Annotated in this window: 10 protein-coding genes; 7 read left to right on the forward strand and 3 right to left on the reverse strand. The window is 43.5% G+C overall.

What is annotated here, in order from left to right:
* Positions 1–446 precede the first annotated feature (446 nt).
* From EBO34_RS05330 to EBO34_RS05355, 6 genes are all read left to right on the forward strand, one after another.
* Positions 447–1,724, forward strand: a complete 1,278-nt coding sequence (locus EBO34_RS05330) for a metallophosphoesterase family protein (RefSeq protein WP_122896883.1) — start codon at positions 447–449, stop codon at positions 1,722–1,724.
* Entirely contained in the window at positions 1,721–5,248 is a 3,528-nt protein-coding gene (locus EBO34_RS05335; protein WP_122896884.1) for a YhaN family protein, read from the forward strand. Before EBO34_RS05330 ends, EBO34_RS05335 begins: the two co-directional genes overlap by 4 nt.
* A 203-nt stretch (positions 5,249–5,451) precedes the next feature.
* Positions 5,452–5,988, forward strand: coding sequence for a DUF4269 domain-containing protein (locus EBO34_RS05340; RefSeq protein ID WP_122896885.1), 537 nt, complete (start codon positions 5,452–5,454; stop codon positions 5,986–5,988).
* A gap of 19 nt (positions 5,989–6,007) precedes the next feature.
* Positions 6,008–7,018: a quinone oxidoreductase family protein gene (locus tag EBO34_RS05345; protein ID WP_122896886.1), complete on the forward strand. Its 1,011-nt coding sequence runs from the start codon at positions 6,008–6,010 to the stop codon at positions 7,016–7,018.
* 79 nt (positions 7,019–7,097) lie between these two features.
* Entirely contained in the window at positions 7,098–8,582 is a 1,485-nt protein-coding gene (locus EBO34_RS05350; RefSeq protein ID WP_122898566.1) for an amidase family protein, read from the forward strand.
* Between the two features lie 195 nt (positions 8,583–8,777).
* Positions 8,778–9,788, forward strand: coding sequence for an LLM class flavin-dependent oxidoreductase (locus EBO34_RS05355; protein ID WP_183163724.1), 1,011 nt, complete (start codon positions 8,778–8,780; stop codon positions 9,786–9,788).
* 51 nt (positions 9,789–9,839) lie between these two features.
* Here the strand turns inward: EBO34_RS05355 and EBO34_RS05360 are convergent, their stop codons facing one another.
* Genes EBO34_RS05360 through EBO34_RS05370 form a run of 3 tightly spaced genes read right to left on the reverse strand, consistent with a single transcriptional unit; the run spans position 9,840 to position 13,521 of the window.
* Positions 9,840–10,928: a Ger(x)C family spore germination protein gene (locus tag EBO34_RS05360; RefSeq protein ID WP_122896888.1), complete on the reverse strand. Its 1,089-nt coding sequence runs from the start codon at positions 10,926–10,928 to the stop codon at positions 9,840–9,842.
* Positions 10,906–12,012: a GerAB/ArcD/ProY family transporter gene (locus EBO34_RS05365; RefSeq protein WP_122896889.1), complete on the reverse strand. Its 1,107-nt coding sequence runs from the start codon at positions 12,010–12,012 to the stop codon at positions 10,906–10,908. The genes EBO34_RS05360 and EBO34_RS05365 overlap by 23 nt, the downstream gene beginning before the upstream one ends.
* Before the next feature lie 24 nt (positions 12,013–12,036).
* On the reverse strand, positions 12,037–13,521 hold the full coding sequence (locus EBO34_RS05370) for a spore germination protein (RefSeq protein ID WP_122896890.1): 1,485 nt from the start codon (positions 13,519–13,521) through the stop codon (positions 12,037–12,039).
* 122 nt (positions 13,522–13,643) lie between these two features.
* Between EBO34_RS05370 and EBO34_RS05375 the strand changes: the two genes are divergently transcribed.
* Positions 13,644–13,964 (forward strand): hypothetical protein, encoded by a 321-nt coding sequence (locus EBO34_RS05375; RefSeq protein ID WP_249414013.1) that lies wholly within the window; start codon positions 13,644–13,646, stop codon positions 13,962–13,964.
* Positions 13,965–14,221 lie beyond the last annotated feature (257 nt).

Genomic DNA, 14,221 nt, shown 5'->3' on the forward strand with positions numbered 1-14,221 from the left:
TGTGGCTTTTCATTTCTCTTCCGTAAATCACGTTTTCTTTGGAGTGAATGCGCGACACTCCTGCGGGAAAAGCGAATTCTGGAGAGACCCGCAGGCACGAGCTCTGCTTCATGAATAAACTGCGAGTTGCTTCGACGCAGACCACTTCAGAGCATAGCTGGCAGAGGAAGAAGCAGTATACCGAGGAGTCCGAACCGCTCGTGAAAAGTGCAATGAGCACAAATCAACACCTGGTTTTTCTGAGTCTATTTAATCTAAGTAGCTAGGCGCGAGTCCATGGAAAGGGAGCGTATTCCGTTCAACGAAGCTTAGAACATCGAAAATTTTAATGCAACTTCCTATAAAGTGCAGTTAGTTGTCTGTAATCATGTCTTTGTTTTTGTTGAACAATCTGGTAATTAAAAGGATAATAGAATTTAAGAAAACTTTTAAAAGGAGGGATAGTCATGGATTACAGCTTTATCCATGCTGCTGATATTCATTTGGACAGTCCGCTGAGGGGATTGGAAAAGTACGATGGTGCCCCTGTTGATCGAATCCGGAACGCAACAAGGGAAGCTTTAAAGAACCTTGTTGATCTTTCAATAAAAGAAAAGGTGTCTTTTATTGTGATTTCGGGTGATCTGTACGACGGAGACTGGAAGGATTATAACACCGGATTGTTTTTTGCAAGCCAAATGAGCCGTCTTCAAAAAGAAAACATTCCAGTGTATGTGATAAGGGGAAACCACGATGCCCAGAGCCTCATTACCAAAGAGCTTGCCCTGCCTGAAAATGTAATAGAATTTCCAGTAGATAAACCCTCCACAGTAACCATCGAGCACTTAAACACAGCCATTCACGGCCGAGGATTTTCAACAAGAGCCGTCACTGATAATCTGGCTGCTTCTTACCCTGAAAGTAAAGACGGTTATTTTAATATCGGCTTGTTACATACAAGTGCAACGGGGCGGGAAGGACATGAAAATTATGCGCCGTGCCAGCTGAATGATCTTTTGAAAAAACAATATGATTACTGGGCCCTCGGGCATATTCATCAAAGGGAGCTTTTGCATGCACAGGAACCTGTGGTGCTTTTTCCCGGAAACATTCAGGGGCGTCACATAAGAGAAACCGGTGATAAAGGCTGTACCCTGGTGCATGTTAAAAATAATCAGGTACAGGAAATGGAGCACCGCTCGCTCGATGTAGTAAGGTGGTGCCTCTGCTCTGCGGATGTGAGCGGAACGGAATCGTTTGATGATGTTATTGAAATTGTACGTACCAATCTTCAGGAAATCCAGGACGAGCATAATGGAAGATTCCTTGCAGTCAGGGTTGTTCTCACAGGGACAACCAATGTTCATCAGGAAATGATTGTAAATAGAGAGCACGTTATGAACAATATACGTTCAGTTGCACTTGATACAGGTTTTGGTGACGTATGGGTTGAAAAGGTGAAAATTGATACAAAAAGAATTGTTGATATAGAAGAATTAAAACAACAGCATTCACCAATCAGCAGTATCCTCGGCTATCTTGATCATATCGCCGAAGATCAAGAAGCGTTGAAGGAACTGCTGAATGAATTAAACGATATTCAAAAAGTACTCCCGCAGGAACTGAAAACAGGAAAAGACGGACTGGATTTTGCCACTACTGAACTGATAACTGACAGGCTTGATGATATTGAAGATCTGATTCTTCACCACCTGACTAAAAGAGCGGAGGTGCAGTCCTCATGAGGTTTGATTATCTCACATTAAAAGCGTTCGGACACTTTACTGACTTTGACCTTCCATTCGAAAAGGATAAAAACTTTCATTTTATTTATGGACCTAATGAAGCGGGGAAAAGTACCATTCTCCGGTCCGTTGCCAATTTCCTTTACGGCTTTCCGCAACAGACGGCAGATTCGTTTTTACATGATAATAAAAAGCTTCTCATTGAAGGGCAACTTTCTAGAAAAGACGGTGAAACGCTGAGGTTTATGCGTCGGAAAGGACGTAAGAACACGGTTCTGGATCTGAATCAAAATCCTATTGATGAAAAATTTGTGAGCCGATTTTATGATGGGTTAACCCAGGATCATTTCCTTAATATCTTTGCTTTGGATCACGTACGTCTCCGGGAAGGCGGAGAGAGTCTGCTTCAAAGTGATGGAAACGCGGGAGAAAGTATCTTTTCAGCAGCTTCAGGTATCAGTATGCTTCGGGATGTTCTTAAAGATATTGAAGACCATGCGGGGAAATTGTATGTGAAGGGCGGATCCACGAGAGAAATTAACCAGAGTCTCCGAAAAGAAAAGGAAATCTCAAAGGAAATCGCAGAAAACCAGCTTAAACTGCAGGACTGGAAAGACCTTGAGCGCAAGTATGAAGACGGGAAAAGAGAAATCGACCGTCTTACTGAAGAAATAAACATCCTTGGCCGTGAGTTGCAAAAGATTGAGAGAATCGAAAAAACCTTACCTAAAATTGCACTTAGAAATGAACTTAAAAAAAAGAGAGAGCGACTGGGAGAACTGCCTAATCTGCCGGAAGAAGCCCGTGAACTGCGCAAGGAAAACGAGAAACTAGCAGAGTCTTCTTCTGAAAGATTAAAAGAAATCGATCAATTGTTAAAAAGGTACAAAGACCGGCTCGACAGCCTCCATATACCGGAACATATTCTCGAACAGGAAGCTGAAATTACGTCCATTTACAGGGGCGTCAATGGTTATATTCAGGATGTAAACGAGCTTCCCCGCCTTGAAGGCGAAATGGAAAGCCTTCAAAATTCCGTATATGCAGCCCTTAAAACTATTGACCGCAACTACACTTCTTTAACTGATGCAGAATCCCTGAGGCTTAGTGCGGAGAAGAGGAAGAGGCTGTTATCACTGGCAGACGAAAAACCGTTGCTTGACCAGAACCTAAAAAGCACGTCCTCTGATGCTGAATCGCTGGACAGAGAAGTTAATGAACTTGAGTCTGAACTTAGAGCGTTCGATGACATTCCGGACAGTGAAGAACTGGAATATGTTCTCGAATCTGTCCAGAAGCATGGAGATGTTGAAGAACGATTGAAACAGAAAAAACTCGAAATTGAAAGCTTGAAAATCAAATGTGCCCACACTTTCCGCTCTCTTTCGTTCTGGGAAGGTTCATATGAAGACCTTATTGGGCAGCCAATTCCAGCAATGAGAGAAACGATTAAGCAGTTCGAGAAAGTAAGAAGAGACCTTAAATCAATACAGGAAAAAACTTTTGAAAAACAGGAAGAGGAAAAAGCAGCCATAGCGGATCTTGAAGCGAGTCTGAGGTCACTTGATGCCTTGGCGGATGTTCCTACAGAGTCGGAGCTTCAAAAGGAAAGGATGTTTCGTAATACCGGATGGGTGCTGATCCGCAACCAGCTCAATGAGCGCCGGAATGAAATAAGTGAGATCGAAGCGTTTTCAAAGGGACTCCCTCTCGAACTTGCCTTTGAGAACAGTATGAAAAAAGCCGATGAACTTACAGATGTGATGAAGCGGGAAGCTGAAAAAGTAGGAGAGAAAAACAAACTGCTTGCAGATAAGCAGTCCAGCATTGAGAAACTGGAGTCACTGACATCAGAATTGGAAAATCTGAATACGGATTTAACAACCTGGAAGGAAGACTGGAATGATTACTGGCTGACTACCTCTGTCAACCCGGGCACACCGGAAGAAATGCTCGAGTGGCTTAACCGTTATGAACAGGTCATGGCTCATCATGAACAGCTTGAAACAGCGAATGCTCATTACACTGATTTGGAACACACCTATCAAACGCTGAAGGAGTCGCTTATTAAAACACTTTCTGAGTTGGAGAACACAGATACACAACGTTCCCTCGGCCAATTGGTCAACCAGGCATTGAGAGTAAAAAAGTGTTTCTCAGAGCAGCGTACAAGAAAAGATGTACTAAGAGATAAATATAAACAGAAACAGGAGCAGTATGAGGCTGTCCTTAAGAGAAAAAGAAGAACAGAGGATGATGTTAAGGAGTGGGGAGAAGAATGGGAGAGCGCGATAGAAGGTCTCCCTGTAACTTCAGCAACTCCAGCTTCTGTTGTGAAAGATTTACTGGAAAATTATGATAGCTGTGTCACAAGCTATGACGAGTACTTAAAGATAAAGCGCAGCAAAGACGCAATGGAAACCAGAGTCAGTGGTTTTGAAGAAGATGTCATACGCATTGATCAGGAAGTGGTTTCAACTCTTAAACCCCGTGCTATGGACACGGCTGTAACTTCTTTGTATGAACTGCTCCAAAAAACGAAAGAAGACCGCAGAACGGTTTTGGAACTTAAAAAGAAGATCCAGGAGGCCGGTACAGAGAAAGAGGCTGCCGTTCGTGCAGAAAAAGAGGCAGAACACGTGTTAAACGAGCTGATGATTAAAGCCGGCTGTGAAACGTTAAGTGAACTGGTGGAAGCTGAATCGAAGTTTAAGGAGGCGCAGGAATTGTTTCAGAAAATCACCTCTGCAGAAGAGCAGCTCCTTGCCATCGGTGCAGGCCAGACTCTTGAAGAATTACTGGCTGAAGCGGCGGAGACGGCTGCTGATTCCCTTGCACTCGAAAAGGGTAACCTTGAAAAACAGGTAAAAGAACTTGAAGATCAAAAATCAGAAGTCCTCCAGATACATGGAGTTAATAAGAAGGAGTACCAGGAAAAAATTCAAGGCACCAACGACCGATCTGTAAAAGCAGAAAGTGAGAAACAGAGTATTCTCTCAAAAATTGCGAGAGATACCGACGATTATATTAACCAAAAGCTTGCTTCTGTTCTTCTCAGAAAAGGAATTGACTATTACAGAGAACAAAACCAAAGCCCGATCGTAAAAAGAGCAAGCGAAATCTTTAAAAGGCTCACTCTTGATCATTTCGACGGTATAGTCGTAGAATTTGATGAAAAAGATCAGCCTGTTCTTATGGGACTTCGCCAGACTGATACTGTTCCTGTTTCAGGAATGAGTGACGGTACCACGGATCAGCTTTATCTGGCTTTGCGTATTGCAAGTATTGAGAGATTCGCAGCTGAAAATGAACCGGTTCCTTTTGTAGTGGATGATATTCTGGTCCATTTTGATGATGACCGGGCGAGAGAAACCCTTCGTATCTTACTGGAATTATCCCGTTTGACGCAGGTTATCTTTTTTACGCACCACTCACGGCTTGAATCCCTGATGAAAGAAGCAGACTCTGATCAGCAGTATCAGATGACAAGACTGGAAACGACGGTCTCGGCCGGTTTATTTTAAGGACGATTTAATGGTCCGATAAAGGTATTCTATAAAAAAGGAGGCGGGGATCCACCGGATTCTCGCCTCCTTTTCCATAACGGTACACTGTCCAGGCTTCTGTGTACCTGCTTCACTTAAGCCTAAGGCAAACCAACACGAACAGTTTTGTTTACAGCTCTTTACGGTCTTCTTGCAAAAAAGGAGAAGAGGGGGATCATACAATGTTAAGGACGCTCAATCACCTTAAAACAGGCACTCCATTGCAGGGGAAGGCCTGTGAAGCGATCATGCAGCTTAAGATTATGGAGGATTTCAGTTCTTTTAATCCACTTCTCTGCGGTACCATTCCGATTGGGATTCAGATTAAAAACTCGGACCTTGATATTATTATGGAAGTTTCAGATTTTGCTCAATGGGAAAATCAGGTGAAAGACACCTTTGGTCATTTGGCAGGTTTCCGAATTAAACATTCATCGAACCGAGATACTCCCTTTAGTAAAGCTAATTTTTTCTATTCAGTATTTGAATTTGAACTTTTTGGTCAGGATGTTCCTGTAACCAGGCAAAACGCATATCTTCACATGCTGGTCGAACAGGCACTATTAAATGAAAATCCGGATATGAAAAACGAAATCAGAAAGCTAAAAACCAACGGTCTGAGGACAGAGGCTGCTTTCTGCAAGGTGTTGGGATTAAGTAAAAAAGACCCTTATACCGAGCTTTTAAACTATGGTAAAAGCCGGGGGTTAATCAGGTAAAACGGTGAGGAGGCTAACGATGAAAGCAATTGTGTTAAATGAAACGGGAGGTCCGAATCAGCTTGCGTATCAGGAAGTTGAAAAGCCAAAGCCCGCAGAGGGTGAAGTGCTGATCCGGCTTAAGCATGCGTCACTGAACCGAAGAGATGTTTTTATCACTCACGGTCTGTATCCAGGTATCAAACTTCCATCTGTACTTGGAGCAGACGGATCCGGGGTTGTAGCAGAAACAGATCGTGCAGATGGAGTGAAGAAAGGTGACGAGGTTCTCATTAACCCGGGACTCAACTGGGGAGATAACCCTCACGTAAACAGTCCGCAATTCAACATTTTAGGGATGCCTTCTAATGGTACCTATGCAGAATTCGTTAAAGTTCCCGTTGAAAACATATACAAAAAACCGGAATATCTTACGTTTCAGGAGGCAGCTGCATTGCCTCTTGCCGCAGTTACGGCCTATCGTGCTGTTGTGACAAGAGGAAACGTGCAAGAGGGGGAAACAGTGCTAATTCCAGGTATCGGCAGCGGCGTTGCCTTGTTTGCCCTGCAGATTGCTAAAGCGAAAGGAGCGAGAGTGTTTATCACCTCCGGCAGCGATGAAAAAATTGAAAAAGCAAAAGACCTTGGAGCTGAAGATGGTGTCAATTACAAAAAAGATGGCTATGTAAAATCGCTGAGAGAAATGATGGGCTCGGCGGATTTATCCATTGACGGCGTAGGGGGAGAATCATTCATGGATTTAATTTCCCTTGCCAGGCCCGGAGGAAGAATTGTAAATTTTGGAGCGACTACAGGACCTGTTCCAAGTTTTCTTCTGCCTAAATTGTTCTTTAAGCACCTCGACATGAAGGGAACAACAATGGGAAGCCCTCAGGATTTTGAAGAGATGCTGGCATTCTTTTCAAATCACAAAATCCGTCCGGTTCTTGACAGGTCATTTCCTCTGGAAGCGGCCGCAGAAGCACAATTGTACATGGAATCAGGTAAGCACTTCGGAAAAATCACATTGGAAATAGACTCAACAATATAACACTAATGGTTTTAAAAGGAATGTCTATACGAAATCAGCTTTATAAGAGGTAAGCCGATACCAATACGGGGTGAATGTGTTGAATAGTAAAATTTACAGGAAGCTTGATGCTACTGATCTTGCAGAACTTGTACAAAAAAATGAAGTGAGTGCTGTTGAGCTGGTCAAAGCTTCTTATGACCGCCTTCTTGAAGTTAATAATATCTTGAATGCTGTTGTGCACACAAGATACGAAAAAGCGTTGGAAGATGCCAAAAAAGTAAACCCGGATCAGGGACCATTTTCAGGCGTTCCTTTATTGGTGAAAAATCTCTCGCAAGCCATAAAAGGTGAACCTCTCACCGGGAGTTCCCGTCTCCTCCAGTCAACAATTGCGAAGTCGGATTCAAACCTCGTAGCAAAACTCAGAAATGGCGGATCTGTCTTTTTAGGATCAACAAATACTCCGGAATTTGGATTGAAAAATATCAGTGAACCGGTCATGTATGGCCCTACGAGAAATCCTGCTGATCACCGTTACTCTGCAGGCGGCTCAAGTGGCGGATCTGCGGCAGCTGTGGCCGGTGGTATCGTTCCCGTAGCCGGTGCAAGTGACGGGGGAGGCTCCATCCGCATTCCTGCTTCTTTTACCGGCCTGGTGGGATTGAAACCTACAAGAGGAAGAACGCCTGTTGGACCTGGCGCAGGAAGGCAGTGGCAGGGGGCGGCCATTGATTTTGTGCTCAGCCGTTCAGTAAGGGACAGTGCAGGGATGCTCGATCTTCTCCAGGTTGTTCAGCCTGAAGCAGCTTTTCAGACACCTTTGTTTCAAGGCAGTTATATGACAGAGTTGAATAAGGGGATCGACAAAAATTGGAGAGTCGGGTTTTCCTTATGTTCACCAGTAGGTACGCCAGTTTCAGAAGATGCGAAGGAAGCGGTGTTAAAAACAATCAGATGGCTTGAAGAGCAGGGTGTTGCTGTTGAAGAACATGCCCCGGATATCGACGGAACTTCCCTGATGGAGCAGTATTATATAATGAATGCAGGTGAAATGGCCGGATTGATTCAAACCTTTGAACAATCTCTCAACCGGAAACTGGTTGCAGAAGATATGGAAATAGAGTCATGGATTTTAGGAGAAGCAGGGAAAAAAGTTTCCGCTGCAGACTTTACAAAAAGTCTGGCCGCGTGGGATACGGCAGCCCTGAAAACGGTAGAATATCACAATAAATTTGATTATTACATCACACCTGCTACCGCTTTTTCAGCACCGGAGATAGGAGAGCTGACACATTCTGCAGAAAGCTGTGGAAGCCTCATTGAAAACGTTCAATCTCTGGATTATAAAGGACAGCAGGAACTGATTTATGAGATGTTCCTTCCCAGTTTAACGTACACTCCTTTTACTCAGCTGGCTAACCTCACAGGACAGCCGGCAATCAGCATTCCTGTTCATAAAACCACCCTGGGCATGCCTGTTGGCGTACAAGCAATGGCTATGAAAGGGCGGGAGGATAAATTACTCAGACTTGCGGGAGCATTGGAACAGTCCCCGTTATGGGCTCAGGAACTGAATAAGTAAACTGAACTGGAGAATATTAACCATCAGGAATGAGCGGGGCAGCCCCTTTTAATTCTTGATGGTTTTCACATTTCCCCGACAGATGGCCAGGGTACTTTGTAATGCATATCATTGGATTTGAGCATTCGTTTTGACTAAGGTGATACAGGAGCATATAATCTGAGGTACATTCAATCAACTGAGGTGGGTCAGGGGATGGAAAGAAAACAGCTTAAAGATATCCGTTTTTCAGTACTTGATTTAGCACCAATACTTGAAAATGGAACTGTCAGACAAACATTTGAAAATACTATTGACCTTGCCAGGCACTCCGAGGCTCTCGGTTATCACAGATACTGGCTTGCAGAACATCACAACATGCCCGGCATTGCCAGCTCCGCAACATCGGTTCTTATTGGTCATGTAGCAGGAAAAACATCATCAATCAGAGTGGGATCTGGAGGAATTATGCTTCCAAACCATGCCCCCCTTGTCATAGCAGAACAGTTTGGAACGCTCGAACACCTTTATCCGGGACGAATTGATCTTGGACTGGGACGCGCACCGGGTACAGACTTTCAAACAAGCCGCGCCCTTCAAAGGGATCAAAAAGGGGGAATGGAATTTCCTCAAATGCTGGAGGAGCTGATGCATTACCTGGAGCCGGGGCAAAGTGAAGGTGTACGTGCTATCCCGGGTGAAGGGACGAACATTCCGGTGTGGCTTCTGGGCTCAAGTGGTTTCAGTGCCCGCCTGGCAGGCGAGCTTGGACTCCCTTTTGCATTTGCGAGTCATTTCGCCCCGGACAACACGCTGCCGGCACTTGAATTATACAGAAGTACATTTCAGCCTTCTGACATTCTTGAAAAGCCATATGCGATGGTAGGTGTCAATGTGATTGCAGCGGAAACCGATGAAAAGGCAATGTTCCTTGCTACTTCACAACAACAGCAGTTTCTTGAGCTTGTGAGAGGAAAACCGGGTCCTTTAAAACCCCCGGTAGATGATATTAATGCATTCTGCCTTCCTCACGAGAGAGAAGCAATTGAAAGACAGCTAGGATCCTCGATTACAGGAAGCAGGGAAACCGTACAGGAAAAGCTGCAGGCGTTTCTAAATGATACTCAGGCAGACGAGATGATGATTCACTCACAAATTTATGAGCACAAAGAACGGTTACGTTCATTTGAAATTGTGAAAAACATACACGGTTCAGGACGGGCATAATGAAAGAAGGCGCCTCATAAGGCAGAATGCTGCCAATAGTGAGGTGCCTTTTTATTCACTGATGCCCCCGTGGGTGATGGTGGTATTCACTTCTACATTGACTTTAAGGTCAGGGTACGTTTCTGACCACTTTTCAGCGTTCCATCCCCTTGTTCTCGTCTTAACTTGAAAGCCAAGACCCAGGGGATCAGCATCTAAATACTGAAATTTTTTAATTAAGGCTTTAATCTCCTCTTTTAGCTGCTCTGTTAATTCATCTTCAAATTCTTTAATCTTTTTTTCATCCAATCTTCCACCGGAATACTCACTCAGTGACCCTTTTGCTGTTACCTTCGCTGTCAGAACCGGCTTTCCTGATTCATAGTGGAGCTTATACTTCGTCCGGGCAATCAGATTCATAAAAGTGGCATATTCATTTCCCTCTAATTTAATTTCATACGTTCCCTCACTGAACGATTCAACCAATGCCTTAAATAAAAATGATTCTTGCATCGAGATTGATGAAACCATTTTGTCATCTTTAAAGATGGCCAGCCCCTTCACTTGAAGCTTATCCTCACTCATTCCGAGATAGGGAAGAAAGGCATCCATCCCGTCCTGGTGATACCGGTAAAGAAAGACATGGATATTGGTTTTCGGTAAATCTGTATGCTTTGTATTCTGCTCAACCAATTCTGAGATATATCGGGAAATCTCCGGTTCAATTGAAAGGTGGGATTCCAGCAGCTCTTTTGTATTTCCCTCATATACCAAAAGGTGCATTCTCTGACCGACAGAGGGGTCTCTTGAGTAGGTATCAATTAATTCATAGATTCCTTTTTCTGCAAGTTCCTGATTATATACGACTGAAGATAACTTACTATTATTAATTATTTTAGGCGATTTACTATCCAATTTGTCACGGATACCCTTTGCAGTGGTGCCGCTGGCGGTAATGGTTTCACTTTCAATATTTGTTGATGTTTTTTGATCCGCACCAATATATTTTGGTATACTCACTGTCACCTGGGTTACATCTTCATCAATATAATCAAACCCCGAGGTATGAATCAGCTGCAGTTCATCAATGACTTCTGTCGGGACACAGCCCGAAAGTAACAATGCATAAATAATGAAACTACCCACTTTTTGAAACGTCATGTTGAGCCCCTTTCAACCGGATTTTCTGTGCAACCCACAAAAAAGGAATGTAAACATAGGTGAAGTAAAAGCCGATTTCCGAAACGACCGTATTCAACTGGTCGATTCCCTGCCGCGTCTCGAATACAATACTGGCACAGAAAAGGATCATGAGAAGTAAAATGAGTGTCTGATGCTGATTAATTGAAAACAACAGCTTATACCCGCGGCTTGTAGCCCACAGTCCGAGACATATATTCGGCAGAACCACAAGACCCCATATAGGTATAGCGAGGTATTCAAAGCGCTCAAGAAAGGGAAGCTCGATAATCTGCCACATTGTCAGAAGTGGCCAGATTGTCAGACTCAGCTGTTTAGGGCTGAAATAGATAAAAGCTGCAAAAGAGACAAGAAGGTACATGAAAATAGTCAAAAAATTACCGGCGAGAGCCCATTTAAGGCTTGTTTCCGGCTTCTTTATAAATGGATAATAAATAAAAAGCATTTTAATTCCCAGATAACTCAGGACTATGGTCTTGATTCCCGGCAGGTAATCTTTTAATGACGCATCAAACAGAGGGAGAAGATTACGTATTTCCATAAATTCGAGGGGACCGATCAGACTGAAATAAGTAATGAGTGACAGGATGACCCCGAAAAAACAAACCCCTGTGACCACTCTGAACCCTTTTACAATGCAGTAGTAGGCAAGGATGCAGTAAACTGCTGTAATAGACCAAGTACTGAGATTTGGAAAAATCCACACCTGTATCACTTCTGTAAACGTCCGCAGTACGACGAGAGTAACACTGAGCAAATAAGTAAGAAGCAAAAAAGTGAACAGGCCACCGATCCATTTTCCGAAGACCTGTTTATTAATAGACACAACATCCCCATTTCCACGCTTTAGAATGTCATAAATAACCCAGATCATCGCAGAGGTAATCAGTCCTGAGATTATGACAGCAATCCACCCATCGTATTCCATGTCTTTTGCTATATACCGGGGAAAGCCAAGCACACCAACACCTACCTGCATGGCATTGATCAGGAACATAACTAAAAAAGGAGAGATGAGGTTCCGTTCGGGAATCTTTGTTTGCATGTGAACTGATCTCTCCTTTCCTGTTTATTCATCGATGTCGTGTTTTCTTTTCGCATTTTTTTCATTAAACCGCTTCGTTTTTCCCGGTCTCATCTGCGCAGGACGTTCAGATTGTAAACTGAAAGGGAGCCTGATTACGGAGTCTTTAAAATCTGCAAGCCGCGGCGGAAAAATCGGTTCCAAGTAAGGTCTGCCAAGGGATGTAAGGCCAAGAAGGTGAACGATTAAAAAACCGATGCCGATAAAAACCCCGATCAGGCCCCACAGCTGGGCCAGGAAAAGAAAAGGGAACCGAAGAAGACGGATGGTATTACCAATCCTGTAAATGGGCGTTGTAAAGGAGGCGAGAGCAGCCAGTGCGACGATGATCAACAGAATATTACTCGTAAGCCCTGCTTCAACTGCCGCGGTACCAATAACAATTCCTCCAACGATACCAATGGTTTGTCCGACTTTTGTAGGGAGCCTTGCACCGGCCTCGCGTAAAAGCTCAATCGTCAACTCCAGAAAAACAGCTTCTATAATAGGGGGAAAAGGAATCGCTTCTCTTGATTGAATTAACGTCGCCAGCAGATCTCTGGGTATTAACTGTGAGTGATAGGTAAGAACAGCAACATATATGGCTGTAGCGAAGATAGAAAACGCCACAGCAAAAAGTCTGATTATCCGGATGATGGATGACACGTGCCACCTTGAAAAATAGTCATCAAATGCTGAGAAAAACTCAATAAAGGTTGTCGGCCCTGTGATAGCAGTAGGTGATCCATGAACGAGTACAGCCACTTTCCCTTCTGACAATACAGCAGCCACCCGGTCGGGCCGTTCTGTATCGATGAGCTGAGGAAAGGGAGAAAGGGTGCTGTCTTCAATCATCTGGTTTAAGTAGGAGCTGTCATCGATATGATCAAAATCAACATCCTCAATCCGCTGCCTCATCGTGTTCACATTTTCTTCGTCTGCAATGCCATCAAGATACAGAAGAGCAACTTTAGTTCTAGTAAGGGTTCCGACTTCCAGTTCAATCATGCGGAACTGTCTGATCGGCAGACGGTTTCGAATAAGCTGAATGTTCGTTTTTAAATCTTCAATGAATGCCTGCTTAGGGCCAAGTACACTGAATTCCACTTCGGGAACAGTAATGTCTCTTAAATTTCCATTTTCAAGGGGAACAAGTAAACACTCCTGTAAAGAAGATTGAGTAAGAATAAGAACAAACCCTGTGAGCAGCTTCGTCTCAATTATTTCAAGATCAGAAGTGGCCTGGATCTGATCAAAGGGAAGTGACAGATTGATATCATACAGGGATGGGGATTCAGCTTTCTTTAAATTCGGCAGAAAGTCTTTTTTCATAAGAGACAGGTCTACCAGGGTTTTGAAATAGTACAAGTGTACTTTCGAATTATTAATCTGAATGACTTCACTGGTAAAGTCAGCCGACTCCCCAAGCTCGGATAATAAGGAAGGGAGATCGGTGACTTTATTATTCTGATCCTCCGGTTTCTGTACCATAGATCCACCCCTCCAAAAATTCATCACACACTACGGGTATTATGACTGAAATAAGCAGAGAATATTCTTAGAAACCCAATGTTCAGGGCATGATAACGACAACAAGAAAGGATGGATAACAGGTGAAAAAAACGTATTACATTAACTTAAATCCTGCGAGCATGGACTTTATCAGTGAAATAAAAGTACCCGAATCGGGGTATCAGTATGAAATAGAGGCTTCAGAGGAGGAAATAGAGGAACTTCAGGACCTCCTTACGGTTACACAGGCACATGATTCCGATGAAAGAAATCTGCTCACTTTTCGCCACTTTGATGATGATTTTGCTGACCATGACAGAAGAGAATATCAGGAAGGACTTTCCGAGGTGTTTCAAGCTATTTATGACCTGGGAACACCGGAAGCGAAGCAGGCCATTGAGGAAATTCACTTAAATGAATAACCGTGTCGAAAGAAGAAGGAAAAGCGGAGGCTGCGTTCTAAAGTGAACAAGTCTCCGCTTGTTTCATCATAAAAGTATATTTAAAAAGTAAAAAACCTGAATTAAAAGGAAGATACTGGAGTATCCCGGCGTTTCCCGTCGAGTGGTGTAGAAGCTTACAACCCTTGTCACATAAGGGTTACAGGAGTATTTCAGTTTCATTAAACTCGTTCTAATATGATTCTATTCGTCCAACTTTTGTTATATTGTGGTCTTAT

It is taken from the genome of Alteribacter keqinensis (genome assembly GCF_003710255.1).
Classification (GTDB): Bacteria; Bacillota; Bacilli; order Bacillales; family Salisediminibacteriaceae; genus Alteribacter; species Alteribacter keqinensis.